This is a genomic window from Pseudomonas sp. NPDC089734 (assembly GCF_044748865.1).
Lineage (GTDB): Bacteria > Pseudomonadota > Gammaproteobacteria > Pseudomonadales > Pseudomonadaceae > Aquipseudomonas.
Genome location: NZ_JBIVGV010000015.1, coordinates 46176 through 72405 on the forward strand (window position 1 = coordinate 46176; position 26230 = coordinate 72405).

Annotated in this window: 21 protein-coding genes; 9 read left to right on the forward strand and 12 right to left on the reverse strand. The window is 56.8% G+C overall.

Annotated elements, in window-relative coordinates; translation table 11 throughout:
* Positions 1-50: 50 nt before the first annotated feature.
* Positions 51-2033, reverse strand: a complete 1983-nt coding sequence (gene mnmC / locus ACIPY9_RS18405; RefSeq protein ID WP_400704442.1) for a bifunctional tRNA (5-methylaminomethyl-2-thiouridine)(34)-methyltransferase MnmD/FAD-dependent 5-carboxymethylaminomethyl-2-thiouridine(34) oxidoreductase MnmC — start codon at positions 2031-2033, stop codon at positions 51-53.
* Between the two features lie 133 nt (positions 2034-2166).
* The gene (locus ACIPY9_RS18410) at positions 2167-3618 is read right to left on the reverse strand and encodes an NCS1 family nucleobase:cation symporter-1 (RefSeq protein ID WP_400704445.1); all 1452 of its coding nucleotides are present in this window, start codon (positions 3616-3618) and stop codon (positions 2167-2169) included.
* Positions 3619-4012: 394 nt separating this feature from the next.
* Here ACIPY9_RS18410 and ACIPY9_RS18415 point away from each other — a divergent pair, with 394 nt between their 5' ends.
* Entirely contained in the window at positions 4013-4744 is a 732-nt protein-coding gene (locus ACIPY9_RS18415; RefSeq protein WP_400704448.1) for an aspartate/glutamate racemase family protein, read from the forward strand.
* 5 nt (positions 4745-4749) lie between these two features.
* On the opposite strand, the gene ACIPY9_RS18420 is transcribed toward ACIPY9_RS18415, so the two are convergent.
* The 3 genes from ACIPY9_RS18420 to ACIPY9_RS18430 form a co-directional block, all read right to left on the reverse strand.
* Positions 4750-5700, reverse strand: a complete 951-nt coding sequence (locus tag ACIPY9_RS18420; RefSeq protein WP_400704451.1) for a DUF3829 domain-containing protein — start codon at positions 5698-5700, stop codon at positions 4750-4752.
* Entirely contained in the window at positions 5690-7339 is a 1650-nt protein-coding gene (locus tag ACIPY9_RS18425) for a J domain-containing protein (RefSeq protein WP_400704454.1), read from the reverse strand. The genes ACIPY9_RS18420 and ACIPY9_RS18425 overlap by 11 nt, the downstream gene beginning before the upstream one ends.
* 81 nt (positions 7340-7420) lie before the next feature.
* Positions 7421-8653: a zinc-dependent alcohol dehydrogenase gene (locus ACIPY9_RS18430; RefSeq protein WP_400704457.1), complete on the reverse strand. Its 1233-nt coding sequence runs from the start codon at positions 8651-8653 to the stop codon at positions 7421-7423.
* Positions 8654-8909: 256 nt separating this feature from the next.
* On the opposite strand from ACIPY9_RS18430, the gene ACIPY9_RS18435 reads away from it, so the two are divergent.
* The gene (locus ACIPY9_RS18435) at positions 8910-9491 is read left to right on the forward strand and encodes a ferritin-like domain-containing protein (protein WP_400704460.1); all 582 of its coding nucleotides are present in this window, start codon (positions 8910-8912) and stop codon (positions 9489-9491) included.
* A 139-nt stretch (positions 9492-9630) separates the two neighbouring features.
* Entirely contained in the window at positions 9631-11127 is a 1497-nt protein-coding gene (gene pap, locus ACIPY9_RS18440; RefSeq protein WP_400704463.1) for a polyphosphate:AMP phosphotransferase, read from the forward strand.
* 399 nt (positions 11128-11526) lie between these two features.
* Here the strand turns inward: pap and ACIPY9_RS18445 are convergent, their stop codons facing one another.
* The 3 genes from ACIPY9_RS18445 to ACIPY9_RS18455 all read right to left on the reverse strand — a co-directional run bounded on the left by ACIPY9_RS18445 (position 11527) and on the right by ACIPY9_RS18455 (position 15460).
* Positions 11527-11979 (reverse strand): aegerolysin family protein, encoded by a 453-nt coding sequence (locus tag ACIPY9_RS18445; protein WP_400704466.1) that lies wholly within the window; start codon positions 11977-11979, stop codon positions 11527-11529.
* A 324-nt stretch (positions 11980-12303) separates the two neighbouring features.
* Positions 12304-13653, reverse strand: coding sequence for an MFS transporter (locus ACIPY9_RS18450; protein WP_400704469.1), 1350 nt, complete (start codon positions 13651-13653; stop codon positions 12304-12306).
* A 67-nt stretch (positions 13654-13720) separates the two neighbouring features.
* On the reverse strand, positions 13721-15460 hold the full coding sequence (locus tag ACIPY9_RS18455; RefSeq protein WP_400704472.1) for an IlvD/Edd family dehydratase: 1740 nt from the start codon (positions 15458-15460) through the stop codon (positions 13721-13723).
* Positions 15461-15660: 200 nt separating this feature from the next.
* Between ACIPY9_RS18455 and ACIPY9_RS18460 the strand changes: the two genes are divergently transcribed.
* Both ACIPY9_RS18460 and ACIPY9_RS18465 read left to right on the forward strand, forming a co-directional pair.
* Positions 15661-16329, forward strand: coding sequence for a GntR family transcriptional regulator (locus tag ACIPY9_RS18460; protein WP_400704475.1), 669 nt, complete (start codon positions 15661-15663; stop codon positions 16327-16329).
* Positions 16330-16443: 114 nt separating this feature from the next.
* Positions 16444-16824: a HEAT repeat domain-containing protein gene (locus tag ACIPY9_RS18465; protein ID WP_400704478.1), complete on the forward strand. Its 381-nt coding sequence runs from the start codon at positions 16444-16446 to the stop codon at positions 16822-16824.
* Between the two features lie 69 nt (positions 16825-16893).
* Here ACIPY9_RS18465 and ACIPY9_RS18470 read toward each other — a convergent pair whose 3' ends face one another.
* Positions 16894-17145 (reverse strand): helix-turn-helix domain-containing protein, encoded by a 252-nt coding sequence (locus tag ACIPY9_RS18470; RefSeq protein ID WP_400704481.1) that lies wholly within the window; start codon positions 17143-17145, stop codon positions 16894-16896.
* A 148-nt stretch (positions 17146-17293) separates the two neighbouring features.
* Here ACIPY9_RS18470 and ACIPY9_RS18475 point away from each other — a divergent pair, with 148 nt between their 5' ends.
* From ACIPY9_RS18475 to ACIPY9_RS18485, 3 genes are all read left to right on the forward strand, one after another.
* A complete protein-coding gene (locus ACIPY9_RS18475) occupies positions 17294-17626 on the forward strand; it encodes a hypothetical protein (RefSeq protein WP_400704484.1) in 333 nt (110 codons plus the stop codon).
* 48 nt (positions 17627-17674) lie between these two features.
* Positions 17675-18067, forward strand: coding sequence for a DUF6966 domain-containing protein (locus ACIPY9_RS18480; protein ID WP_400704486.1), 393 nt, complete (start codon positions 17675-17677; stop codon positions 18065-18067).
* Between the two features lie 450 nt (positions 18068-18517).
* Complete coding sequence (locus tag ACIPY9_RS18485) at positions 18518-21403, forward strand: RNA 2'-phosphotransferase (RefSeq protein ID WP_400704489.1); 2886 nt, start codon at positions 18518-18520, stop codon at positions 21401-21403.
* Positions 21404-22037: 634 nt separating this feature from the next.
* On the opposite strand, the gene ACIPY9_RS18490 is transcribed toward ACIPY9_RS18485, so the two are convergent.
* Entirely contained in the window at positions 22038-22322 is a 285-nt protein-coding gene (locus tag ACIPY9_RS18490) for a hypothetical protein (RefSeq protein ID WP_400704492.1), read from the reverse strand.
* 32 nt (positions 22323-22354) lie between these two features.
* Between ACIPY9_RS18490 and ACIPY9_RS18495 the strand changes: the two genes are divergently transcribed.
* Positions 22355-22663: a TM2 domain-containing protein gene (locus tag ACIPY9_RS18495; protein WP_400704495.1), complete on the forward strand. Its 309-nt coding sequence runs from the start codon at positions 22355-22357 to the stop codon at positions 22661-22663.
* Between the two features lie 53 nt (positions 22664-22716).
* Here ACIPY9_RS18495 and ACIPY9_RS18500 read toward each other — a convergent pair whose 3' ends face one another.
* Positions 22717-24057: an HlyD family type I secretion periplasmic adaptor subunit gene (locus ACIPY9_RS18500; RefSeq protein WP_400704498.1), complete on the reverse strand. Its 1341-nt coding sequence runs from the start codon at positions 24055-24057 to the stop codon at positions 22717-22719.
* An 11-nt stretch (positions 24058-24068) separates the two neighbouring features.
* Positions 24069-26216, reverse strand: a complete 2148-nt coding sequence (locus ACIPY9_RS18505; RefSeq protein WP_400704657.1) for a type I secretion system permease/ATPase — start codon at positions 26214-26216, stop codon at positions 24069-24071.
* Positions 26217-26230: the final 14 nt, after the last annotated feature.

A 26230-nucleotide genomic window follows, 5' to 3' on the forward strand; every position in this document is an offset into this window, starting at 1 on the left:
CGTTTCACGGGCTTCTCGCGAATGAATTCGCTCCTACATAGTCTGGGTGTTTATTTTCCCTGCCTGCGAATCAAGCCCCGCAAGACAAACCGGTTGGGATGGCAGGCTTCGGCCACGCTGCGGGGTAGCGGCAAGGGCTCGTTATCCAGCCACGCGGCAATCAGTTCGGCGCACAGCGGTGCGGTAATCAGGCCGCGTGACCCATGGCCGCTGTTGATGTACAGCCCCTCCAGCCACGGGCAGGGCGTGTCCGGGATCTGCCGGGCATCCTTGGCGAGTGAGGCATAAACCTGGGTGAAGGCGTCCTTGTCGGCCAGCGGCCCGACGATGGGCAGGTAGTCCGGACTGGTGCAGCGGAACGCCGCACGCCCTTGCAAATCTTCTGGCACCAGCTCTGTTGTGTTGAGGCGCACAGCCAGGTCTTCGGAGATTTCCTGCAACAGTTGCAGATTGCCCAGGTGATCGGCGGTATTGGGTGTCAGGTCTTCGCTGTGGAAGTCGAAACTGGCACCCAGTGTGTGTTCGCCCAGCCGCGACGGGGCCACATAACCTTCTGCGCAGACAACCGTCTTCAGGCTCTGGCTGGTATCCGTCTGTGGCAAGCGGGTGATCTGCCCGCGAATGCGCTTGAGCGGCAGGTCGGCGCTGAGCGGGAACTGTTTGATATCCGCAGCCCCGGCGAGTACGACCACGGGTGCGCTGTCGATCAGTTGCGTTCCATTCCAGGCTTGCCATTGACCCTCGACACGGCGCAACTCCAGCGCTTCATGCTGTGCAATCAGTCTGATGTTCGGATGTGCGATCTGTGAGTGGCACAGCGCGGGCGGGTGAACCCAGCCGCCTTCGGGGAAAAACAGACCGCCGCCATTCAGCGCGATACCGCTGAGGTCTTCGGCCGAAGGCTTGTCCAGACGATGCAGAAGCTCCGCCGGGAAGGCGTCGGCCAGTTGCTGCTGGCGCTGGGCTTCCTTGTCGTCGAAGGCCAGTTGCAGGACGCCGCAGCCGTCCCAGTCAACGCCGCGTTGCAGCCGTTCAAGCAGACGTCGGGTGTGGCCGAAGCCGCTGAGGATCAACTGCGACAACGTCGTGCCGTGGGCGGACAGTTTCAGGTAAAGAACGCCTTGTGGATTGCCCGAGGCTTCTTGAGCCGGTTCGGCATGACGCTCCAGCAGGCTGACCTGCCAGCCGCGTTTCGCCAGACTGCTGGCGGTGGTGCAACCGGCCATCCCCGCACCGATCACCAGCGCCTTGCGTTCGCCCTGATGAGCAGGCACGCGTGCAAACCATGGCTTGATGGGTGCAGGAGGCGCAACGTCTTCGGGCCAGGCGATGAACCTGCCGCGCAGCACTTCCCATTTATGGCCGATGCCCGGCACGCGCTTCATCTTGAAGCCTGCCGCGTTCAGGGCGCGTCGCACCCAGCCGGTGCTGGTAAAGGTGCCAATGCTGGCATCCGGTGCCGACAAGCGGGCCAGTTCGGCGAACAGCTCCGGCGTCCACATCTCCGGGTTTTTGGCGGGGGCGAATCCGTCGAGAAACCAGGCGTCGATCTGCCCGTCCAGTTGCGGCAGCATCTGCAAGGCATCGCCGATCAGCAGTGTCAGGGTGACACGGCCCTCATCGAATACCAGACGCTGAAAGCCTTCATGCACCGCGATGTATTGATCGAGCAACGGACCGGTAAACGCCGACAGCTCCGGCCACAGAGCCAGTGCGCGTTGCAGGTCGGTACGGTTGAGCGGAAATTTCTCGACGCTGACGAAATGCAGCCGCGCCTCGGGATGAGCGCACTCCTTAAACAACTGCCAGGCACAGAGGAAATTCAGCCCGGTGCCGAAACCGGTCTCACCGATGACCAGCCGCTCGCCTGCAGGCAAGGCGGTAAAGCGCTCGCGCAGATCGTTCTGGACCAGAAACACATGGCGCGTTTCTTCAAGGCCGGATTCGGTGGAGAAATACACATCGGAAAAGGCGCGGGAATGCGGGTTGCCTTGTTCGTCCCAGTCGATCTGGGCGTGGCGGGTCATGGTCATGTTCGGCTCGGCGTTGGCAGAGCCGGCATTTTACCCGTCTGTGCAGACAAAAGCGGCAGGGGATGTGCTTCAGATTGACCCAGGGCAAGCAGAGCGCCGGACAAGGCCTTTGCAGGACTTGTCCGGCGGCCTGTCAATGCTGGACGACCGGGCTGCTCACATTGTCCGGTTGCTTGCCTGGCAACAGGGTCAGCGCATAGTACAGGGCACCGCCCAGGAAGCAGCCGGTGAACCAGGCAAAGTTGGCAATCGGCTTGAACCACGGAATGAAGGTAAAGCACAGGCCCGCCAGCGCACTCAGCAGCAACGCAATGACCGCCACCCGGTTCACGCCGTTGGTGTACCAGTAGCGACCGCTGGGTGTGTCGTTGAACAGGGCATCGACATCGATCTGTTGTTTCTTCACCAGGTAGTAATCCACCAGCAGAATGCCGAACAGCGGGCCGATGCAGGCGGCCAGGATATCCAGGGTGTAGTGAATCACTTCCGGGTTATTGAACAGGTTCCAGGGCGTGATGAAGATCGAGGCGACCGCCGCGATCATGCCGCCTGCACGCCAGCTGATGCGGCTGGGTGCCACGTTGGCGAAGTCGAAGGCCGGGGAGACGAAATTGGCGACAATATTGATGCCGATGGTGGCCGTGACAAAGGTGAACGCGCCGAGCAGCACGGCGGTGGTGTTGTCGATGCGCGCCACGGTCGCGATCGGGTCGTGGATCATCTCACCGAAGATCGGCAGCGTGCCGGAAACGATCACCACGGTGACCAGGGAAAACGCCAGGAAATTCACCGGCAGGCCCCAGAAGTTGCCGCGTCGCACGTCCTGCATGCTTCGGCAATAGCGGCTGAAGTCACCGAAGTTCAGGGTCGGCCCGGAGAAGTACGACACCACCAATGCAATGGCCATGATGACCTGACCAAAAGCGGCCCAGCCAGACAGCTCCTTTTCCGCCAGGGTGAAGCTGATGTTGTCCCAGCCCGCGCGCCAGACGATCCAGCCTGCCAGCGCAAACATCACGGCATACACGGCAGGACCTGCCCAGTCGATGAAACGCCGGATCGATTCCATGCCGGACCAGAACACCACGGCCTGCACGACCCAGAGCGCCAGGAAGCCGAACCAGCCCAGCCACGACAGCCCCAGAAAACTCTGCTCCTGATAGGCGGCCAGTTCCGGGAAGAACCGCAGCACCACAATCACCAGCGCGCTGGAGGCCAGGTAAGTCTGAATGCCATACCAGGCCACCGCGATCAGCCCGCGGATAATCGCCGGAATGTTGGCCCCGAACACCCCGAAGGCGAGACGGCAGATGACAGGGTAGGGAACCGCCGCCTGCTGGCTGGGTTTAGCCACCAGATTGGCAATCACCTGAATGATGCAGATGCCCACCAACAGCGCGATCAGCACCTGCCAGCTCGCCAGCCCCAGGGCAAACAGGCTGGCGGCGAACACATACCCGCCGACGCTGTGAACGTCGCTCATCCAGAAGGCAAAGATGTTGTACCAGGTCCACTTCTGAGGGATCGGCCCCAGGTCATGATTGTGCAGTCGCGGGCTGTACCCGGCCGGGCGTTGGTCTGTCATGGCATTCCCTCCTTGTTGGGCCATTGCTGCAGCGGGAACGAACAATGGCATTTTGTATACGATTCTGTACGCAAAACGTATGCCATTGGTTGATTTACCGTTCCAGAACTCTCCAGAGCATTGCGTGCGCTGGGCTCATGGCAGAAAAGCTGACGGATTGGATAGCTTATGGTTCGTGCCTTTTTGCACGCAAAGAGGGCGTTTTTGCTCGATTAAGGGGCATCTGGTTCAAAGGGAAGGGCTTTTGGGGAGAAAGACACAGATGGGGGCGATAACACATTGCGGCATTATTTTTGTATACAATCATCTGCGTTTGTCGTGAGCTGATGGCCATTGAGCTGCCCGGCACAGCAGTGGATTCATACTATTTTCAAGCGGCGCTGAAGGAGGCCCTGTGCGTATTCAAGTGATCAACCCCAACACCAGCGACGCCATGACCCACAAGATCGGGCTGGCCGCCCAGGCGGTCGCACGGCCGGGCACGCAGATCATCGCGTGCAGCCCTCAGGACGGTCCGGTGTCCATCGAAGGGCATTTCGACGAAGCCATCGCCACGCTGGGCGTGCTGGACGAAGTGCGCAAGGGCCGGGAACAGCAGGTCGATGCGCACATCATTGCCTGCTTCGGCGATCCCGGCCTGCTGGCCGCCCGGGAATGCGCCAGTGCACCGGTCATCGGCATTGCCGAAGCAGCCTTCCACATGGCAAGCCTGATCTCCACGCGCTTCGCCGTCGTCACCACCTTGAGCCGTACCCGGATCATTGCCGAACACCTGCTTCAGCGTTATGGCTTCAGTGAGTTGTGTACTTCGGTGCGCTGCATCGACCTGCCCGTCCTGGCCCTGGAAGAAAGCGGCCCGGAACTGATCGAATGCATGGCCGAACAGGCCCGCCGCGCCCGCGACGAAGAAGGCGCGGGTGCCATTGTGCTGGGCTGCGGCGGCATGGCCGATCTCAATCGCCAGCTCAGCGACGCGATTGGTCTGCCGGTGATAGACGGCGTGAGCGCCGCCGTGAAACTGGCCGAATCGCTGGTGGACCTGGGGCTGACCACCAGCAAACATGGCGACCTGGCCGACCCTATCGGCAAGCCGTTCAAGGGGCGGTTTGCGTATTTGGGACGGTGAAAGGCTCAGTACTGGTTCTGGACGGCAAGGTTGTACCGCATCCACATCCGGTCATAGCCCTGGCCCATGACTTCAAAGTCGCTACTCAATTGAATCGGTTCTGCCTGGGCTGTCCAGTGTTGTTGCAGGGTTGCCAGGGTATCGATCCAGGCCTTGGCGGGCTCTCTGATGCCGCTCCATACAGGTTTGCCGCCCTCGGCTGAAGTCAGGCGGGGTAATGATTTGAAGTAGCCTTCGGCGTCGTTCCAGGCGGCTAGCAATGAATGATGCAAGGCTTGAACCTGATCAGGGGTCAGGCGCTTGTTGCCTGCCAGTTCAGTCAATTGATCGATGCCCTGGCGCGCCATGAGCATGAAGTTGAGCGTGTACCAGTGCTGATCACGTCCCAGGCGCTCCTCGATCTGCTCCAGCTGGCTGGCGCGCAATGTCAACATGGGGGACTCAAGCGCCTGATTGAAGGGGATTGCCCGCGCTTGCAGTTCTTCCATGGCCTTTTCAATGGCCTGATGGAATTGGAGCGCTTGAGGTACCTCGGGGGATCGTCTGGCGTACAGTTGTTCGATTGCACGGGCTTCCGGACGCATCTTGTCATAGGCCTGGACATAAGCATTGGCTGCAATGTCCAGAGGGCTGGAGGCTTTATGCAGGCTTCTCTGATAAAAGGTGCAGGGAGAAGGCTTTTCATTCGTGGAATACCGGTCTCCAGAGCCCATGCCGAAACCGGCGAAATGCAATATTGGCATGCTCTTGCGGTCAATCAGCGTGTCGAAGTAGGTTTGGTAATCGAGAAAGCGAATACGCAGCACCGTATCGCTATAAGCCAGGCAGTGATTCATCTCCAGCAACCTGACCGATTCGTCACTGAGCCTCTCGCGAGCCGGCACGAGCATCTTGTAGCTCCAGACAATCCCCAGGAATACACATACTGCAATGGCAAAGGCGCGATTACTGATCATGACCCGCCTCCTTGTTTGGGACAGGTGAGTACCATTGCTCGCGGGTTGCCGGGACCTTGCAGGCAGAGTCGGTAGCGATCGCGCAGATGCGCATTGGCCATGCTTGCAGGCCTTGATTCTGGTTCAGCGGACGGTAGTTGATGATGGCGACTGTTCCCCAGAGCGATGAGGCCAGCAGACCGAAGACAACGCCGATTACAATCTCTCTCGGCCATGAGCCCGGAGGAAGTTTTACAACCTTCTGACTGAGGCGTGTACGGCTCCATAAGGACAGGCCCAGCAGGGGGGCCGTATAGACCAGCAGTGCGCTCAGTCCTCCAGACAGATAAACCAGTATTGTAAATAGCCAGACCGCCAGACTATCGCGTATGGGCAATGGTACTGGCCGCCGTAAGCTCAGCCATTTGCCGCAGCGTTCCATCAGGTACATGTCCACGCGCCAGACTTTCAGACCGAGGTGCCTGCAGCACCAGTGAAGGCCCCAGGCCAGCAGACCGAACATTCCCACTATTTGCAGCATCGCGGCCAGTGTTGCAAGCAGGCTGCTACCTTGGCGAAAGAAATCATTGAAGGCCATCTCGGCCGATGTGCAGAAAATGGCGAAGGGCATAGCCCATACCGAAGGGATGCGCTGCAGAGGACGCCAGAAATAAGGGTCCATTCCCGGCATTTCATTCACCAGTTCCGGATAGCGCTGCAGCAGGGTACTGGCCAGCTTTTCGCACATTTGCCAGTCGGCCTTATTGAACGCAGCCGTGAATTGCACGCGGGCGTCCTCGTGCATGGGCCGGAAAAACAGGCGGGCGGCTCTGGAGGCGGGGCTGTTATCGTCTTGTGCGGCGAGACGTTGTTGCTCTTCCAGAAAGGACGATTTGTGGCTGCGATGCAGCAGCTCGCTCCAATAGGGTTCGGGGCAGGGCGTCAGGTTGCCGGTCTGTTTCCAGCCCTGCCGAATGCACAGGGTTTCAAACAAGGTGTTGGACCAGGGCTGGATGTTGAGTAACTGGCGAGCCAGGCATTCATTGAACCAGTGACGGCGGTCGAGTGTTTGTAGCCAGGCTTTTTGTTCCAGCGTGTGGCACAGCTCCAGCAAGCGCTGGGTGTTTCTAGTCTTCAGTGTGTCATGCAACTGGCGTTCGGCATTGTTCAGCAGATAGTTCGACACGGGCTCGGTGGCCGAATAGGAAAGATCCTGACGCTGCCAGGACGTCTGCCAATAAAGGTGCTCCACGGCAGGCTCTGCCATTTCCCTCATGACGTCGGCGTCTGACAGGCAGAGTTGCAACAGCCTTTGTTCAAACTCCGCATCGCAACCGTCCGTTTGCGCCTGCTCAATACGGGCAACCAGATTATCGGCAGTGATACCTTCGACCAATTGTTCTGCCCGTTTCCAGGCTGAAATCGCTTCGTCGTTCACGGGCTGGAAAAGGGATGGATCAAACGTCGTGACGGGATCAAAAGCCTCTGACACCTGAGGCTTGTCAGCCCGGTACAACGCTTGCTCATAGGCTTCACGCAGGCGTTGAAAACCCTCAGGGTCATCGTCTGGACGGTGCTGCTTGAGCAGGGCGGCGTATTGACGCTTGATGCTGCGGGCATCGGCATCGGGTTCAAGGCCCAGAACAGACCAGCAATTCATGGGCGTGAAACTCCTTGAGCGCAGGCGGGTATTGGCGGTGATCCGCTGTATCGGCAGGGAGTTCACAAACTTGCGTTCACGTTAAAGCGATACGGTCGCAGGGACTTCCGCCCCGGTATCCGGTTCCGGCAGGCTGATCGAACGGCTGCCCGGTGTGAGGATCACTTTGCGGCAGTCTTCCTGCCCCTTGTCGAAGATCCTGTAGCCCATGACCGCATCTTCCAGGGACATTCGGTGGGTAATGATGGCTTCAGGGGTCAGGCGACCGGTTTCGATATGACCCAGCAATTCAGGCATGAAGTGCTGGACATGGGTTTGCCCCATCCTGAAGGTCAGGCCTTTGTCGAAGGCGTCGCCAAACATGAAGCCGTGAATGAACCCCGAATAGACCCCCGGTACGCTCACCACACCCCCGCGCCGTACAGTGGCGATGCACTGGCGTAACGCCTTGCCGCTGCTGCCTTCCAGCTTGAGAGTGGCAAGCACGGTTTCCGTGGTGCTGCCTTTGGCCTCGAAACCGACGGCGTCCACCACACCATCGACGCCGCGCATGCCGGGTGTCTGGCGAATGATGGTGTCAGCCGGGTCGTCATCTTCATCGAAATTGACCGGAACGACTCCGTAAGTCTTCTGCGCGTAAGCCAGCCGATAGGGCTGATGATCGACCATGAAAACCCGCTCGGCCCCGAGCATCCGGGCGCATGCCGCACTGAGCAGCCCGACGGGGCCTGCGCCATAGATGGCGATGCTCGACCCCTGGCCGATACCGGTATTGATCACCGCTTGCCAGGCGGTGGGCAGAATATCGGACAGAAAAAGCACCTGTTCGTCCGCCAGTGTGCCAGGCACCTTGAACGGGCCGACATTGGCTTTGGGCACCCTCACATACTCGGCTTGCCCGCCGGGAATGCCACCATACAAATGGCTGTAGCCGAAGAGCGCGGCACCGGGCGGGATGGACTTCTTGTTGAGGATCGCGCCACGTCCGGTATTGGTGGTTTCACAGGCGGCGAACAGGTCCTGTCGGCAGAAGAAGCAGTCCCCGCAGGCAATCACAAACGGAATGACAACCCTGTCGCCACGCTGGACAGCGCTCACACCGGCCCCTGCTTCTTCGATGACCCCCATGAACTCATGACCCAGAATATCGCCATGCTCCATGGCCGGGACCTTGCCATGATAAAGGTGCAGGTCCGAGCCACAGATGGCGGTGGCCGTCACGCGCAGGATGATGTCGTCGGCCTGCTGAATTTCCGGGTCCGGCACGCTATCGACTTTTACACTGTGTGCTCCGTGATACGTCAATGCTCTCATGATCAATCCTCGCTTCTGCCAGAAGGCGTCTGGTCTTGCCTCAGAGGAATGAGGGTTGCCGTATTTGGTTCAGGGCAGGGGATTAACGGTTACTGGCCATTGGCAATGGTGTACAGAGTCTGTCCTGGCTGTTCGTCGGCTTCTTTTTCTATGGCTTGAACGGCTGTTTTCCTGCCCAGTCGATCCTCTGACGGGTAAGCAGTCGGACCCTTCAAGGCAGTCAATCCGAAGCAGGACTCACTCCACGAGGTTCCCGATGAACAAGGCATCAAGCAAGACCAGAACAACCATAGAGGATCTGTTCATTCACGAGCTTTCCGATATCTACAGCGCTGAAAAACAGATCACCAAGGCATTGCCCCGGCTGGCCAGGGCTTCCACAAACCCCAGACTGGCCGAAGCGTTCAATTCACATCTGGAAGAAACACAGGGCCAGATCCAGCGTATCGATCAATTGGTCGAGCAGTCCGAGATCAAGCTCAAGCGCGTCAAATGCATTGCCATGGAAGGGTTGATCGAAGAAAGCAAGGAACTGCTGGATGAAATAGAAAAAGGCCCGGTGCTGGATGCAGGGCTGATCGCCGCGTGCCAGAAGGTCGAGCACTATGAAATTGCCGGCTACGGAACGTTGATCGCCATGGCCAGACATTTGGGCCTTGACGATGTTGCGAGCTTGCTGGGCGATACCCTGGAAGAAGAAAAGGCTGCCGATGAAAAACTCACGGCAATTGCCGAAGAGGGCGGGACTCAGGCCGCCACGATGGACCCGGAAGAGGAGGAGCCCGAGGACGATCAAGAGGAAGAGCCGTCAGGCAAGCAAAAGAAAAAACAGGCCTGATTGAGTGATCGAGGAAAACCGGTTTGCCGGGTGTCAGGCCTGGCTGGTTTTCCCATCCCGCTTTTTAATTGATCCAGGAGGATAGCCAGATGGCATGAGTGGTCTACATTAGCCGCAGATCATTTGAAGGGAGCCGCTAATGTTTGAGTCCGCTGAAATCGGTCATGTCATCGCCAAGGAAACCTACGACGCTGAAGTGCCCGCGCTGCGCGAAGCGTTGCTGGAAGCCCAGTACGATTTACATGAGCAGGCCGGGCGTCAGATCATTGTCTTGATCAACGGGATCGAAGGAGCAGGCAAGGGAGAAACGGTCAAACTGCTCAATGAGTGGATGGACCCGCGCTTCATCGAAGTCCGCACCTTCGACCAACAGACCGACGAAGAGCTGGCGCATCCCGCTGTCTGGCGATACTGGCGGCAATTGCCAGCCAAGGGACGCATGGGGATTTTCTTCGGTAACTGGTACAGCCAGATGTTGCAGGGGCGGGTGCATGGCCTGTTCAAGGATGCACAACTCGACCAAGCGATAGGCGGTGCCGAGCGTCTGGAAAAGATGCTCTGTGACGAAGGCGCGCTGATCTTCAAATTCTGGTTCCACCTTTCCAAGAAACAGATGAAAGCGCGGCTCAAGACCCTCAAGGACGACCCTCTACACAGCTGGCGCATCAGCCCGCTGGACTGGCAGCAATCCAAGACCTACGACAAGTTCGTGCGCTTCGGCGAGCGGGTGCTGCGACGCACCAGCCGCGAATATGCGCCTTGGCATGTGATCGAGGGTATGGACGCCAACTACCGCAGCCTGACCGTCGGCCGCTTGCTGCTTGAAGGCATGCAGGCCGCGCTCAAACAGCCCAAGGCCAAGGCCAGGCCACTGACGGTAGGGCCATTGCCAGCCAACCACGGCGAACGGACCCTGCTCGACAGCCTTGATCTGGACCTCAGCCTGAGCAAGGACGATTACGAAGAAGCCTTGATTACCGAGCAGGCGAGACTGTCTGGCAACCTGCGCGACAAACGCATGAAAAGACATGCCCTGGTGGCCGTGTTCGAAGGCAACGATGCCGCGGGCAAAGGCGGTGCGATTCGCCGGGTCGCCGCCGCGCTGGACCCCCGTCACTACAACATCGTACCGATTGCCGCCCCGACCCAGGACGAACTGGCCCAGCCTTACCTGTGGCGCTTCTGGCGACAGATCCCGCCACGCGGCAAATTCACCATCTTCGACCGCTCCTGGTACGGCCGGGTGCTGGTGGAGCGTGTCGAAGGCTTTTGCAGTGAGTCCGACTGGTCGAGGGCCTACGGTGAGATCAACGACTTCGAGGAACAACTCACCGACGCCGGTATCGTCGTCGTGAAGTTCTGGCTGGCCATCGACGAACAGACCCAACTGGAACGCTTCCAGGCCCGGGAAAAAATCCCCTTCAAACGCTACAAAATCACCGAAGACGACTGGCGCAACCGCAAGAAATGGCCGCAATACCGACAGGCCGTGGGGGACATGGTGGACCGTACGAGCACCGAGATTGCGCCATGGACATTGGTAGAGGCCAATGACAAACGCTGGGCGCGGGTGAAGGTATTGCGGACGTTGAATGAGGCGTTGGAGAGGGCGTTTGCCAGGGACAAGAAGAAATAAAATGGGCTTGCACGTTCTGGTGTCGGAGATCGCCCAAACGCCGCGCAAACTGTAGGAGCGAATCGGGCGGCAATCCGCTTATTCGCGAGACGTCATTGAAGGCTATAGATTCTCTTCTGCCTCACGGGCCTCTCGCGAATAAATTCGCTCCCACAGAAGAGATTGTAAATAATGATATTGCGTTTTGTTTTATGAGGGCGGATTTATCCGCGAAGACACTCTCATATGTAAAGAGCATCGCCTTAAATGGCTTTAATCGTTATTTGAGCTCACTTAGGAAAGGTGTTGGCCATAATCAAGAATTTCAGGTCAATTACCGTTTGAATTGAATGGCTTTCATCATTCAGTGCCGCCACCGAACACATCGGTGGCGACTATTTTATAAATCCGGAATAGGACTTACAGCTGTTTCAAAGCAGGAATCTTTGCAGTCTGAATGGTCACGGTGCCAAGTGCGCCGCCATTCAGGTTCGCTCCGCTTTGCTGGGTGATATAAGAGTTGTGCGGTGGCTGGGAACCTGCTGCCGTCCACGTCGAAGAGTTTGTCTTGCTGCCCCACGGGCAATCCCAGGTGTAGGTGCCGATGTAGGTTTTACCGTCATAGAGATCGAAGGAACCTTCCGTTCCAGAAGAGGCATCTGAGCGTCCACAGGCGTTGATAGCGAACGCCGTGCCGGATTCGATGACCTTGCCTTCGATGGCGCTCGGCTCGTATTCGTTGTCCTTGTTGCCGCCTGCGACACCGATCTGTTTCGAGTCGTAGAACTTGCCCCATGAATGAGCGACATTTTTAATCGTGACATCAAAGTTTACGGCGTGAATTACAAACGTACCCCATTGAGCGTATGCCATTTCGTATCCCTGAAATTTATCAATAGATGGACAGATGTGTAATCGAATTTCATGAAACTGTCACTTTGAACAGTTACCGAGAATATATGGTTTCATACACTCATTTGAGTGATGTGTATTTGCCATTATTCGGCTGAGTCAGAGTGGTACAGAGACCGGTTGTTGTCAAATCTGGAATGGGTAAGAAGTTGTAAGTCTTTTGTTACCTTCTTGGGCGTTCATTGAAATCCGGGTGTTTAGCCGTTGAAATGCAGTGCCGCTCCACCCGTTTTTCACGACCGGAGCGCGAAAAATCTGGCGGAGCGGCGGTGGTCGCGGCAGGGCCTAACTCGATACGCTGCTGGACAGTGGCGAATGGTGACTGTCCTGCTTGAGGTCCATCCGCTGGATTTTCCCAACGATCACCAGATAGCAGAACATGGCAACCACAGCGTTGGCGGCGACAAAAACCAAGGCAATTTCAAATGAGCCTGTGGCCTGGAGAATCAGGCCGATGATGATGGGAGTGGTAATGCCAGCCGTATTGCCGAAGGCATTGAAGACGCCCCCGCACAGGCCCGCAATCGGCTTGGGTGCAGTGTCTGCCACTACAGCCCAGCCAATCGCGCCAAAACCTTTGCCGAAGTAGGCCAAAGCCATGATTGCCACGATCATCCACTCGGCCTCGACATAGTTACAGGCCACCATGGTTGTGGACATCAGCATGCCCAGCACCAGCGGTGTTTTCCGTGCGAAGGTGAGGGACTTGCCGCTTCGTATCAGAGCATCAGAGATAACCCCTCCCAATACGCCGCCAAGGAATCCACATATCGCCGGGATGGAGGCGATGAACCCAGCCTTGAGGATCGACATGCCACGGTCCTGAACGAGGTAGACGGGGAACCAGGTCAAGAAGAAGTAGGACAGCGTGTTGATGCAGTACTGGCCGATGAAGACGCCCATCATCATGCGATGGGTCAGCAGCTGTTTGAAATTCGCCCAATTCGGTTTCGGGGCGTCGTTTTTAACGCCCGTCTGATCCATATCGATCAGACCTCCACCCTCTGAGATGTGCCGCAACTCAGCGTCGTTGATTCGAGGGTGTTGTTTAGGCACATGGACTGTTTTCAGCCAGACGCCGGTCATGATGATGCCCAGGCCGCCCATGACCACGAAGACGTAGTGCCAGCCGAACGTGTAAACGATCCAGCCCATGAACGGCGCGAACAGTACCGTGGCGAAGTATTGTGCGGAGGTGAATATACCGGCAGCGGTGCCACGCTCTGCCGAAGGGAACCAGGCCGCCGCCATTCGGCTATTGCCGGGGAAGGAGGGCGATTCGGCGAGCCCCACCATGAAGCGCAGGACAAACATGACGATGACGGCGACGGATACGCTGTACCAGCCGACGGAGGCCTGGAGGATCGTAAAGGTTGACCAGAGGAAGATGCTCCAGGCATACACCCGTTTTGTGCCGAAGCGGTCGAGCAACCAGCCTCCTGGAATCTGGCCCAATACATAAGCCCAGGCAAACGCCGAGAACAGCAGGCCCATCTGGACGGGCGTGATGCCAAGCTCCTTTTGCATCGAGGAGCCCACAATCGAAAGGATTGCCCTGTCGGCGTAGTTGATCGTTGTGACCAGAAACAGCAATAGGAGGATGACATACCGGATACGGGTGGGTTGCGCAGTCATAGCGAGGACCTCTTGTTATTGTATGGCTGGCAGCGGGGCGCCGCGGCCAGCAGGTCGAGTCATGTTTTTACTTCACGGGAACACGGGCGATCATCCGAGGGGGACGCAAGAATTCGAAGTCGCAACCCTTGTCGGCCTGGGTCATCTGCTCATAGAAGAGCTTGCGGTAACCACGTTCGGCATCCACGGGTTGGGGTAACTTCAGATCACGTCGGCGTGATTGCAGCTCTTCATCCTTCACCAGCAGTTCGATGCTTCGATTTGCGACGCTCAGACGAATCCGGTCGCCGCTGCGTACCAGGGCCAAAGGCCCACCGAGCGCGGCTTCGGGGGTGACGTGCAGGACGATGGTGCCCGCCGCGGTGCCGCTCATGCGCCCGTCGGAAATGCGGACCATATCCTTGACCCCGGCCTTGGCGAGCTTCTTCGGAATAGGCAGGTATCCCGCCTCTGGCATGCCTGGAGCACCGATGGGGCCGATATTTTTCAACACCAGAACATCATCGGCATTGACGTCCAGTTCCGGGTCATCAATGCGCTTGGCCATGTCTTCGGAGTTCTCGAACACCACTGCGCGACCCTCATGCTCCATCAAGCGCGGGTCCGCAGCCGATTGCTTGATGATCGCGCCGTCCGGAGCAAGATTGCCTTTCAGGAACGCGATGCCACCGGCCGGGTAGATCGGGTTGGAAAAGCTCCGCACCACGTCCTGCTTGTATTCAGGGAAGTCGTCGAGTTCTTCCCCGAGCGTACGGCCGCTGACCGTCAGGGTGTCCAGATGCAGTTGGGGTTTGAGCTCGCGCAATACGGACTGCAATCCACCTGCGCGGTGCAAGTCTTCCATGTAGTGCTGTCCCGACGGCTTTAGATCCACCAGCACAGGCGTTTCCCGACTCATCCGGTCGAACGCCTCAAGGTCAATTTCATAACCCATGCGACCTGCAATCGCCGTGAGGTGAATGATGCCGTTGGTGGAACCGCCAATCGCAAGCAGCACGCGCAAGGCGTTCTCGAACGCTTTTTCGGTGAGGATCTTGTCCGGGGTCAGGCCGGTGCGGGCCATGATCACTGCACGTCGCCCACTTTCTTCGGCAATACGAATACGATCACTGGTCACGGCCGGAGGCGTCGCACCTCCGGGCAGCACGATACCCAGGGCCTCACCGATGCAAGCCATCGTGCTCGCCGTCCCCATCACGGAGCAGGTGCCGATGCTGGCCACCAGCTTGTTGTTCACTTCGCTGATCTCTTGCTCGTCGATTTCCTCGGCCCGGTAACGGCCCCAGAAACGACGGCAGTCGGTGCAGGCTCCCACCCGCTCGCCACGGTGGCCGCCCGTCAGCATGGAACCGGTGACCAGTTGAATCATGGGCACATTGGCGGAAGCCGCTCCCATGAGCTGGGCAGGCACCGTCTTGTCGCAGCCGCCGATGAGCACCACTGCATCCATCGGTTGGGCACGGATCATTTCTTCCGTGTCGATGGCCATCAAGTTGCGCAAGTACATGCTGGTGGGTTGGGAGAAGCTTTCGGCGATGGAAATGGTCGGGAAGTCGATGGCCAGCCCGCCCTCCATCATGACTCCACGCTTGACCGCTTCGATCAGTTGCGGAGCGTTCCCGTGGCAGGGGTTATAGCCGCTTCCCGTGTTTGCGATGCCGATGATGGTGCGATCCAGCGCATCGTCACTGTAACCGGCACCCTTGATGAACGCCTTGCGAAGGAACAGCGCAAAACCGGTATCGCCGTAATTGGTCAGGCCTTTGCGGATGCCGGTTGGCTTGATGAGAGGGGATTCGTCAGGCATGAGATCACCTATGGATTAATTATTGGTTTTATAGTCGATAGGATTATTGATAATCCAGTGATGCCGATAAAAACATGATCCGCGATGCTCCGCAAGCCCCTTCATCGCTCATGCCCGGTCGTGATCCTCCTGCTGCGGACGTCCGGGTTTTGTGGCAGTCTCAGCGTTCATCAAACATGCAGCGCCAAGGCATCAACCCCATGCAACTCGTTGAAACCGTTAGCCCCCTGAGCCTGGAAGAGGCCGTTCGTACCCTTGAGGAAGAGATCGTCCTGGGTTTTCTTCATCCCCGTGAGCGTCTGGTCGAGGACGACCTGCTTGAGCGCTTCGGGCTGAAGCGGCATGTGGTGCGGCAGGTTCTGGTTGAGCTGGAGCGGATGGGGCTGGTCGAGCGCAAGCGAAATGTGGGGGCACTGGTCAAGGCATACACCGCCAAAGACGTTGAAGACCTGTATGCCGTTCGCGAGCTACTGGAATGCCAATGCGTGCGCCTGATCAAGTTTCCGGTACCGCAAAATGCGCTGGATGCCTTGATGGCCGTACAGAGGCTGCATGATGAAATGGTCCAGTCCGAAAACCTGCGGGGAGCCTTCAGGGCCAACATGCGCTTTCACGAGCTGCTGTTCGGGCTGTCTGACAACCCGGTACTGGTGGCGGCCATTCAAGATCATGCGCAACGCGCACACTCGGTTCGCTCATCGTCCCTGGTCGTGGCGGATCAACTTGAACGAGCCCGTCGTGAGCATTGGTTGATTATCGAGGCACTGCAGGACGGCGATGTGGAGAAGCTTGCCCGGCTTTGCAGTGATCACCTCAAGCCATCGCGGGATAACTACATAGCCGCCTACCACCGTCGAACGGGCCAGTAGCAGGAGCGATGGCTGGCTTTTGTTCATTGCAAAAGCCTGAATGGAGATTCGATCGTGTCGAGAGAGACCGATCGCGAATATCAGATACCGATAAAGTCAGGACCGATTCATTTAATGACCAGCACGAAAGAATCTGGCGACATTGCGGCGCTCCTTGAAGAACTGGACGTTCTTCCTACAGGCCGTGAGCGCGTACCGTTGCTCACTCGGCTGCTGCTCGATGACAGGCATGACCATCACGAAGACTTCGTGTTTGAACTCGGTCTTCTGGGCGATGCGTCAGCCGTACCGGCGATTGCGAAGGCGGTCACTATTCCATTTCCCAGCCTGGTTCAATGGGACAACCTCCACGAATTCCAGCGCAAGTGCGCTTACGCGCTTGCACGCATCGGAACGGCGGAGTCACGTGCGGTCCTGGAGTTGATGACGGGCAGTGATGATCCCTACCTGAGGGAGTATGGAGAGGAGGGGTTGAGTCGTTGGCCTTTGAAGTAGGGGGACTGAAACTATCTCTGCTGAACGATGAGGCCCTTTCGTTCCGCCCATTTTCAAAGTGGGTGAGATTCACTCTCCAGACGCCAACGCCTCTTCATATTCGCTGATGAATTGCGGCAGCGCGTAGCCCAGCACGGCGCACAAGTCTCGCAACTGGACGATATCCAGACGTCGGACTCCCTTTTCTACATCGCTCATGAATGACTGCGGTCGGCCAAGCGCCCGTGAGCACTCTAACTGCGTGAGGTCGGCATTTTCTCTGATCGTCCGCAGTAGCTTGATCAGGACCAGATGTTCTCGTCGATAAAGTGCTTTTGTCATGGTGCCGTTCTCTTTGAACAGCCTCACAAGCTATAACTGATTTCCAGATATCTGATTTTCAGATATTCTTGATTTTGATTCCGGGCAGAGCTTTTGGTTTGCCCGAGTGCCGAGAAATCTGGAAGCCCTATCTGAAAGGACACAATCGATGAAAACACGCACCTTCCTCCGTAAACCCAGGCAATCATCCCGTAGCAGTGCGTGCGCTCGCTCCTCTAAACGCAGCCTGAAGGCATCCACGACCCAACTGCAAATTGTCAGCGCCATGTACGCCTACCTGATGACGAGTTGGGAAGCGTTACCCGACGAGAACAAGCGGGCCTTGGGCTTTGATTTCATGGTGGGCAGTGAAGGCGAGGAAAAGGCCCTCAACCACATGGCGCGGCTTTTTCTGGATTATGCCGACCTGTCATTTCGTCGAGCACTGATTGCCCGACGCAGGCGGCTTGGGATTGATGAGGTGAGCAGGGTGGCTGAATGAGAGTGGCTGATTAGGGACGCACATGCAGGCGGGTGAAATCTTGAATAAATGGTTTTACTTGCTTGCACGCTGGCCATTGGCAATATTGCTTTTCGTGCAACGTCCAGGCGGTATTTAAATATGGGTGCAAAAACCGAAGAGTTGATCCGAGTTCTTGATGAGTTGATTGCCGTTCTTGAAAGCGACGATGAGGAGCATTGGAGTGCATGGTTCCGAAATGCTCGGGCACAGTTGCTTGACTCGGATTACGCAGGAATAGCGTCTGTGTTGTCAGCTTTTGGTGGGATGGGGTCTTTCAATGATCTGACTCTTGGGCGGAGTTATAAGAATGGGGTTTTATGCTGGAAGGCGGGGTATGGAGATTTGAATAAAAGGCTGGAAGGGTTGAAGGATGATGTTTCGCGTCTGGCGGGGGAGGTTAAGAAGTTGCAGTTCGCATGAGGTCTGTTTTGGTTTTTCTATTTCTCGTCGGTTGTTCATACGTGGAGAGTTGCATTCCATTTGACCAGAGTGCCGTATGTCCTTGACCGGCAGGAGTCGACCCAGAGCGGTCTCTGGCGAAGAGCAGCAATCGGCCAAAAGTAGTCTTTTGAATGTGCTCGGATCAAAGGCGTTGCTGAGCGCAACAGCAGTTGCCCAAATACCATTTAGCTGTCCAAACATCCAGCGTGGATGGAATGCCAGTAACCGAGGAGGATTGAGCCATAGTAGCGTTGCGCTTCTACGATCCCAATCGGTTCCGAACACCTAGATACCGTTGGTCGCATTCAATGTTCAAATAGTCTTTTACCCTGAGCATTGAAGCTAAGCATTATGTAGCTCAGAACTAACAGAAAATTTTGTTTTTTGTGATCGAAAGAACCTCAACAGCTCGTGGAAAATGGATTGATCATGACGCCAAATGACGAATATTTAAATGCATTGAACGCTTGGGCGCCAAATTTAGGAGAAGTCCTTAGTACTCTTGGCTACCTTGGCTCACCCTCCTCAACAGTTTGGCTCACCTCAAGCCCAATGCATTCGGATTTACTCTTACTTTTCAACGCAGACGGACATGCTGCAGCATCAGAGATGTGGCGAAAAATCCTGAAAGCTAAAGAGATAGCTCCATCGCCAGTGTTTATGTTGATACTTGAACATATGCGACGAAACCCTATTGATATGAATAATTCATTAAGGTCTGTTAGTATAGACTTTTTTTCAAAGTCGTTAGCCAATATTGCACATCGAACCGCTGACGCATTATATGAAGATGCTAAGGGGAGTTTCGCAAGTCATGAGATTGACGTAGCCATTGCACGGTACCGGGTTGCCCTTTCCGAGTTTAGGTTCTCCATCGAAAGTCAAGAGTTACGTGAGGCTGCTAGGCGAATAGCTACCGGTAAGTATGCAACTGCTGTCGCAATGATCGGGCGATGGGTTCAAGTTTCGCCTGCCACTGTGTCAAGAGCATTATCTTATTCTAAAGAGTCTATGACTCTTGGGAATCTGAAACCTGAAACACTTACTTACCGACTTGAGCTCTTGGTTCAACAATTTGACCAAACTGGTGACGAAAACCTTCTGCAAGATGCGCTAAAGCTACTTTCAGAGAATCCAAATATCGTTGAGGGATCAGAACTTGCAGAGGCTGAGGCCCGCCTCCGTCTAGCGTTGCTCTCAGGCTCCGGCATTGGAAGCGTTAGACTCCAACAGCTAAAAATAGCGAAACGTAAGCTGGCCTACTCTCGTCCTAGGGGATCAGTTGATGAAGCGCGTTGCCGCGTTCTATCCACCATAGTTGAAGCGGCCAAACAAACGCAGTTGAGCCTGCCAGCAAGGTCGATGGCAATACCAAGGGGACTGCTTGCATTAATGGCTACACAACCTTCTCCTAAATTGTGGGGAATTATTAGATGTGTAATCAATAATTTAGAATACCTGCTGACAGATAGAGGGTCTGTACCAGCTGCCGTGTTGAGTGCACAGTTTCTACGTCAAATGGTAGATGGTCCATCAGATCTACTTAAGCCTAATGATCTATCTAGGTACGTAAATGTAACAAGGTCACTATCTGCAATGGTTCGGTCTAACCGGCACGTTCAATGGGAGGCAGGGGCTGCGGCACTTTCAGTAGCTAAGCGAACTAACGATTTAAACTTGGCCCATCGTGCTCAAGATATATTCTCTGAACTTTGCAATCAACATCCCACTTGGCCGCTTCCGAGAATCGGTATAGCGCGAGTGAAGGACTACCTAGATGGGCTTTCAGGTGGTGAAACGTCATATACCTCAGGCAGTTGGCGTGAGGCAGCTATCCTAGCCTTAAATTCCCCAATTTACGCAAGATCAAATTTGGGTGGGCGTAACGAGGTGTTCGCTGTTGCTGACGCTCGCGGATTTCTTTCTGAAACGTTCGTCTTCAAGCGTACCACTAAAGAAAAGGCAGAGCACGAGGCGGGGATGTTGACCTCGTTACGCAAGGTGATCGCTTCTCGGGGAGATACGAGTCTGTTTGAAGTGCCTCGTTCGCTCGCGATTGTTGAAGTTCCGTCTGAAGATGAGCGGCGATGGGTACACGTATCTCAGCGAGCAGCGGGACGATTGGTGAGCGAGCTTTCTGCGGAAGAGGCTTTAGCCGTACTAGAGCCGATCACAGACTTGCTCGCTATCTATCATAGCGTTGCAGGAAGACCTCCGGAGGGTAAATCAGCATGGCGACCATTAAAAGACTACCTCAAAATGTGGTCGAGGAGCCTCTTCGAGCAAGAACAAGCTGACCGTTTTGTAGACTCCCTGCATACACTTTTTCCTGGAGAGCTACCGCTGGTTAGAAAACGAGACGGTCATGCATCAAACTGGATAGTTGACCCGGCTGGGCGTATCGTAGCCATTGATCTTGAGTCTAGTGAGTTCATACCGATTGGATACGATGTTGTCCAACTCATAGAAGATAATGCGCTTATACAAGCGAACCTGGACGGCTGGCGCATGCGAATTGCGCTTATGAAAAGATATCTCGGCCGAATGTGCCATGCACTTAGTGAATCAGACTTAATTGTCGCATACGGGTGGTTCGCTATTACTCGGGCCCTACGACTAGGAACGGAAAAAGAGGCAGGGAAGCACCTGAGACGTCATGCGCGGGAGCTCTGTGGTCTGATCTCAGAATGCTGCACTGACTTAATCCAAAATTTGGCGCGGGAACTGCTTCAGGCTCTCTCCCGCATAGAACAGAATGAAGTAACTGAATCCGCGCCTAGCCATGACCATAGGCGATTGAGTAAGGCAATGGCCTATCAACTCCGCCATTACGGCCCGAGCAACGGAATACCTCTGGATAACACAGGGTTTGCGAGCATGGAGGATTTAGCTCGCTTACTCGAAGTGGATTCGAGTCATTTACTCGCTATTGCAGAACATCCCGGCGAGCCAAGATTCGAGGTAAGAGACGGCCGAATTAGAGCTCTTTACGGGCATACACTGGAAGTCGTTATCGATGCCGGTATCAAGTTGGGAGCACCAACTGCTTTGTATCACGGGTCTAGCTGGTCCGTACTCGATAGGATCGTGAGGGACGGAGTAATACCGATGGCGCGGCGTATGGTACATTTGACAAATGTCGCTGAGGAGGCCATCGCGGTAGGCGAACGCAAGGGCGCTCCGGTTGTTCTTGCGATAGAGCAAAGCAATGATGAAACGCCCGTCGCTGAAGGCATTTGGGTGTCAGCGCACGTTCTGCCAAGTCGCCTTTCCATAATTAATCCTTTTACTGAGGAGGCTGGTGCGTCTCGCTAAATATAAGCAGCCTTTCCCATAGATGAAACTAACAACCTTCGCCTTCTTCTAGCAGTTTATCTTTTACTTGCTAAGGAGAGGGAGAAACAGGAGCCCAGAATCTGCTCTGGGCTCCTCCTAGCTTTGATCTTGACTGTCCGCTTTTGGCCGAAAGCAGCCATTCAGCGGTTCAAAATCAAGCTGACCAGCCGCAAGCCTGATGATGGCTAATATAAAGTTTTCTAACCGACTGCTACCGGTCTGCTAACCCACGTCAAAGCTGCCATTTTTATTTCGTTTAGCGGCGACCCTGGTTGCCTCATCTTCAAGAGCCTGCCCACGATCAATTCAATGTCATCATCACTTCTAACTCACTCATAAAATTTACCCGCCAGCAAAATAGCCGCACAACGTTGCCATGCGTTTGATCTACAAGTGCTTACAGGGGAGTTCTGTGAACTGGCAGTCGCCCAAGCGGCAGCAGCATCAAAGAAAGTATCAATAGCCCCGTTTTCCCATCCCAAAACTCCACGCTCATAGGGCGATGACGGGGATGTTTCTTCCAGTAAGCGCTCCTCAGAGAAGTCCCTGCCTAGGTTTTGTACGTAAAGTGGCTGCGCTCGGTCAGGCGGCGTTAAAAACCGGCTCAGAATGCTCATTGACAACCAGTCAACTCCGCTTCCTCGCCGTTTTTTGCCTTGCCTGACCTTCGCTCGCCGACTTTTCGTACAGAACCTAGAGCCTCAATAAATCCGATAAATGATTGTTCATCGTTTACAGTTTTCAGCAGTTCATCAAGATTTACGGGCATGGTGGCCTTGGAAGTGAGTGACGGCGAAGAGGTAGATTTGATGCCAGCGCATGGCAAACCATTTATCAGAGCTGAAAAATGATTGCAAATTGCTACAGTTGAGTCTTCAATCCTGAGAGCGTAATCCAACGCATGGACCCCATTCGGGAAAGGAAACCAGTATGTCTTCCCTGCAATCCGAAATGCTCGTCGAGCAAAAAGTGGCTAACGCTCAGAAATCGACTGGAGTGGCATATCTGCTTTGGTTTTTCCTGGGTGGCTTTGGCGGTCACCGATTTTACTTAGGCAAAACCGGTACGGCAGTTGCCCAGCTCATCATCACTGTCGTGGGGTGTTTTACTGTGTTCCCGCTCATCATTACCGGCGTGTGGGTCCTGGTGGATGCATTTTTGATTCCTGGCATCGTTCGTGAAAATACTGAAAGCGTGCGCCGTCAGGCACGGCTGGAAGTCGCTTCGATAGATCGGTAAGCCATATTTTGATGGGGTCATCTCGCCGCATTCATATGAAGGCGGCTACCCCTTTATCTCTCCCTCAACGCCTCCCCCCGAGCCTTCAACACCGGCTTCAACAAATAATCCATCACGCTTTTCTCCCCGGTAATAATATCCACCGTCGCTACCATTCCCGGAATAATCAGCAGCGGTCTCTCATCCCCACCCAGATGATTTCTGTCGGTCCTTACCTGAATCAGGTAAAAACTATTCCCCTTGTCATCCGTCACCGTATCCGCCCCAATCATCTCCAGCTTTGCCGGTAACCCGCCATAAATCGTGTAGTCGTACGCGCTGAACTTGACCATGGCTTTCTGGCCGGGGTGCAGGAAGGCGACGTCCTGGGGGCGGACTCGGGCTTCGATGAGGAGGTTGTCTTCCAGGGGGACGATTTCCAGCAGGTCGTTGCCGGGCTGGACGACGCCGCCGATGGTGTTGACCTTGAGGGTCTTGACGATGCCGCGTACCGGGGAGGTGACGGTGGTGCGGCTCATGCGGTCGTCGATGGCGATGCGGTTGGCGCTGATTCTGGCCAGGTCGGTGCGTTTTTCGGTGAGTTCGCGGGAGGCTTCGTTGCGGAAGGTGAGTTCCGATTCCTGGATGCGGCTCTTGATTTCGTTGATGGCGGCTTCGGCCCTTGGGATGGCCAGGATATTGGCGTTCATCGAGCCGCGCATTTCCACGGCGTTGCGTTTGAGGCGCAGGATTTCCACGGGGGACACGGCGCCTGAGCCCACCAGCGGCACGGACATGTCGAGTTCCTGCTGCACCAAGGCCAGGCTGCTGCGGAATTGTTCCTGTTTGGCGCGAAACTCGGCCAGTTCCTGGGTTCTTTGCCGCAATTGTTCGTTGAGGGTGCGTTGTTCGCCCTCCAGTCTGCGTTGGCGGGATTCATGGAGTGCGCGTTCATCGGCGGCGACTTGCGGGGCTTTGTCGAGCACTTCCTGCGGCAATACCAGAGGCCGGCCTTCGGCTTCGGCGGCCAGGCGTTCGACCTGAGCGGTGAGGGTCAGGCGGTCGACTTCGCTTTCGCCCTTGTTGGACAGAAAGCGGGTGTCGTCCAGGCGCAGCAGGGTGTCGCCCTTGTTCACCACTTGCCCTTCGCGGACGAAAATCTCGGTGACGATGCCGCCTTCCAGGTTCTGGATCACCTGGACCTTGCTCGACGGAATGGCTTTGCCTTCGCCGGTGGTGACTTCCTGTAACACCGCATATTTGGCCCAGATCAGGCCGGTCAGGATCAGGGCTGCGGTCATCCAGACGGTAATCCGCATCGAGCAAGGCGATTTCTGGGCCATGGCGCTGTCGCGTTCGCTCATAAAACGGGGATCGGGTTTCAGGCGGTTGCGCAGCCCGTAAGTGACTGACATGGCGATGTTCCTCAAATCGGTGCCGGGCCGGTCTGGCCCTTGCGCAGCGCTTCGATCACGGCGGCTTTGGGGCCGTCGGCCACGAGTTTGCCGTTGTCCAGAACCAGCAGGCGGTCCACCAGGCTCAGCATCGACAGGCGATGGGTGACCAACAACAAGGTCTTGCCGGGCATCAGCGCGTGCAGGTGGTGGCGCAGGCGTTCTTCGCTGGCGTTGTCCATGTGGCTGGTGGGTTCGTCCAGCAGCATGATCGGCGGATCGCGCAGCAGCGCCCGTGCCAGCAGCACGGCCTGACGTTGCCCGCCGGAGAGTAATTGGCCGCGCTCGCCTACAGGGCGATCAAAGCCCTGGGGATGCTTGAGGGCCAGTTCATCGACGCCGGTCAGGCGGGCGACTTCCAGCAGGCGGGCGTCGTGGGTGTGGCGGGCACCAAGGGTCAGGTTGTCGCGCAGGCTGCCGGCCAGCAGCGGCAGGTCATGGGCTACATAGCCGATCTGTTGGCGCAGGGCGGTGATTTCCAGTTGCCGCAGGTCGAGGTTGTCCAGCAGCAGTTGGCCCTGATCGGGTGTGTAGAAGCCCATCAACAGGCGCGCCAGGGTGCTTTTGCCTGAGCCGCTGCGGCCAATGATGCCGATCCGCTCGCCCGCTTCGACACGGAAGCTGATGCCGTTCAGTGCCGGTGCCTGTTGTGGGTCGTAGGCAAAACTGACCTGGCTGATGGTCACGGCACCCTTGAGAGGCGGGCATTGCAGCGGGCGTAGATGGGCATCGCGTTCCTGAGGCAGAGCCATCAGGCTGTCAGTGCTTTTCATGGTCAGTTGTGCCTGCTGATAGCGGGTGATCAATCCGGCGATCTGCCCCAGCGGTGCCAGTACGCGGCTGCCGAGCATGTAGGTGGCGACCAGCGCGCCGACGCTCAGGTTGCCCGCGATGATGCTGTAGACCCCGGCAACGAGCGTCGCCATGCCACAGAATTGCTGGACGAACAGCGTGCCGTTGCTGGCCAGTGCCGCCAGATGGCGGGCGTGGTTGTCGAGACGGGTGAGAGCGCCGTGGGTGCTTTCCCATTGGTGTTGACGCTCGCCTTCGGCATTGCAGGCCTTGAGGGTTTCCAGGCCGCCGAGGGTTTCCACCATCAAGGCCTGTCGCGCTGCACCCAGGCTCAGGCTTTTTTCCACCGTGTCGCGCAATCGCGTCTGGATGGCCCAGGCGAAGGCAATGGTGACGGGGAAGGCGAGCACGGGAATCAGCACCAGCCAGCCGCCCAACAGGCCGATCACGCCGAGCATCAGCAAGGCGAACGGCAGGTCGATCAGGCTGGTGAGGGTGACGGCAGTGAGAAATTCCCGAAGCCCCTGGAAGTCATGAATGCTCTGGGCGAAACCGCCCACCGTGGCCGGGCGGTGTTTCAGGTGCATGCCGACGATGCGCTCAAACAGCGTTGCGGAGAGAATCAGGTCGGTCTTGCTGCCGGCCTGATCCAGCAAGCGGGCACGAATCAGGCGCAGGCCCAACTCGAACAGGGTACCGATCAGCAATCCGATGGCCAGCACCCACAAGGTCGCCGTGGCCTGGTTGGGCACGACACGGTCGTAGGTCTGCATGACGAACAGCGGCACCATCAGGCCCAGCAGGTTGATCAACAGGCTGGCCAGGACGGCATCGCTGTACAGGCCGCGAGACCGTTTCAGGGTGTCGCGAAACCAGCTTTTGACCCTGGGCAGCAAAGGCGTGCGCAGTTGCTCCAGTTCGTGACGCGGGCGGGCGAACAAGGCCTGGCCGGTGTAGCGCCGGGCCAGTTCTTCCCGGCTGATCCATTGCTCGCCGCCCTCGTTTTCACTGGGCAGGATCAACGCCTGCCCGTCCTCGCCCCAGCGGGTCAGAACGGCACAGCGTTGCTGATCCAGCAACAGCAAGACAGGCAGGTTCAGGCGGTCGATGGCCTCAAGGTCGCGGCTCAGCCAGCGGGCATGAAGCCCCGCATTGGCGGCGGCCCGTGGCAGCAGCGCAGTGCTCAGGCGCTGTCGGGCTATGGGTAGCCCCGCGCACAGGCTGGCGCGGCTGGTGGTGCAGCCGTGCAGGTTGCACAGGATCAACAGGCCGTCGAGCAAGGGATCGTCGTCATCCGGCACGGGGTCGAGGGCGGCAGACAGTTTCATTCGGTTCACAGGCA

What these genes read in the sequence shown, in the direction of transcription:
- ACIPY9_RS18480 (WP_400704486.1), top strand. Translation starts at nt 17,675, where the DNA reads ATGGTTTTACTTGCTTGCACGCTGGCCATTGGCAATATTGCTTTTCGT.
- ACIPY9_RS18470 (WP_400704481.1), bottom strand. Translation starts at nt 17,145, where the DNA reads ATGACAAAAGCACTTTATCGACGAGAACATCTGGTCCTGATCAAGCTA.
- mnmC (WP_400704442.1), bottom strand. Translation starts at nt 2,033, where the DNA reads ATGACCATGACCCGCCACGCCCAGATCGACTGGGACGAACAAGGCAAC.
- ACIPY9_RS18430 (WP_400704457.1), bottom strand. Translation starts at nt 8,653, where the DNA reads ATGAGAGCATTGACGTATCACGGAGCACACAGTGTAAAAGTCGATAGC.
- ACIPY9_RS18410 (WP_400704445.1), bottom strand. Translation starts at nt 3,618, where the DNA reads ATGACAGACCAACGCCCGGCCGGGTACAGCCCGCGACTGCACAATCAT.
- ACIPY9_RS18435 (WP_400704460.1), top strand. Translation starts at nt 8,910, where the DNA reads ATGAACAAGGCATCAAGCAAGACCAGAACAACCATAGAGGATCTGTTC.
- ACIPY9_RS18465 (WP_400704478.1), top strand. Translation starts at nt 16,444, where the DNA reads ATGACCAGCACGAAAGAATCTGGCGACATTGCGGCGCTCCTTGAAGAA.
- ACIPY9_RS18485 (WP_400704489.1), top strand. Translation starts at nt 18,518, where the DNA reads ATGACGCCAAATGACGAATATTTAAATGCATTGAACGCTTGGGCGCCA.
- ACIPY9_RS18425 (WP_400704454.1), bottom strand. Translation starts at nt 7,339, where the DNA reads ATGAATTGCTGGTCTGTTCTGGGCCTTGAACCCGATGCCGATGCCCGC.
- pap (WP_400704463.1), top strand. Translation starts at nt 9,631, where the DNA reads ATGTTTGAGTCCGCTGAAATCGGTCATGTCATCGCCAAGGAAACCTAC.
- ACIPY9_RS18450 (WP_400704469.1), bottom strand. Translation starts at nt 13,653, where the DNA reads ATGACTGCGCAACCCACCCGTATCCGGTATGTCATCCTCCTATTGCTG.
- ACIPY9_RS18455 (WP_400704472.1), bottom strand. Translation starts at nt 15,460, where the DNA reads ATGCCTGACGAATCCCCTCTCATCAAGCCAACCGGCATCCGCAAAGGC.
- ACIPY9_RS18460 (WP_400704475.1), top strand. Translation starts at nt 15,661, where the DNA reads ATGCAACTCGTTGAAACCGTTAGCCCCCTGAGCCTGGAAGAGGCCGTT.
- ACIPY9_RS18505 (WP_400704657.1), bottom strand. Translation starts at nt 26,216, where the DNA reads ATGAAACTGTCTGCCGCCCTCGACCCCGTGCCGGATGACGACGATCCC.
- ACIPY9_RS18445 (WP_400704466.1), bottom strand. Translation starts at nt 11,979, where the DNA reads ATGGCATACGCTCAATGGGGTACGTTTGTAATTCACGCCGTAAACTTT.
- ACIPY9_RS18500 (WP_400704498.1), bottom strand. Translation starts at nt 24,057, where the DNA reads ATGTCAGTCACTTACGGGCTGCGCAACCGCCTGAAACCCGATCCCCGT.
- ACIPY9_RS18420 (WP_400704451.1), bottom strand. Translation starts at nt 5,700, where the DNA reads ATGATCAGTAATCGCGCCTTTGCCATTGCAGTATGTGTATTCCTGGGG.
- ACIPY9_RS18495 (WP_400704495.1), top strand. Translation starts at nt 22,355, where the DNA reads ATGTCTTCCCTGCAATCCGAAATGCTCGTCGAGCAAAAAGTGGCTAAC.
- ACIPY9_RS18475 (WP_400704484.1), top strand. Translation starts at nt 17,294, where the DNA reads ATGAAAACACGCACCTTCCTCCGTAAACCCAGGCAATCATCCCGTAGC.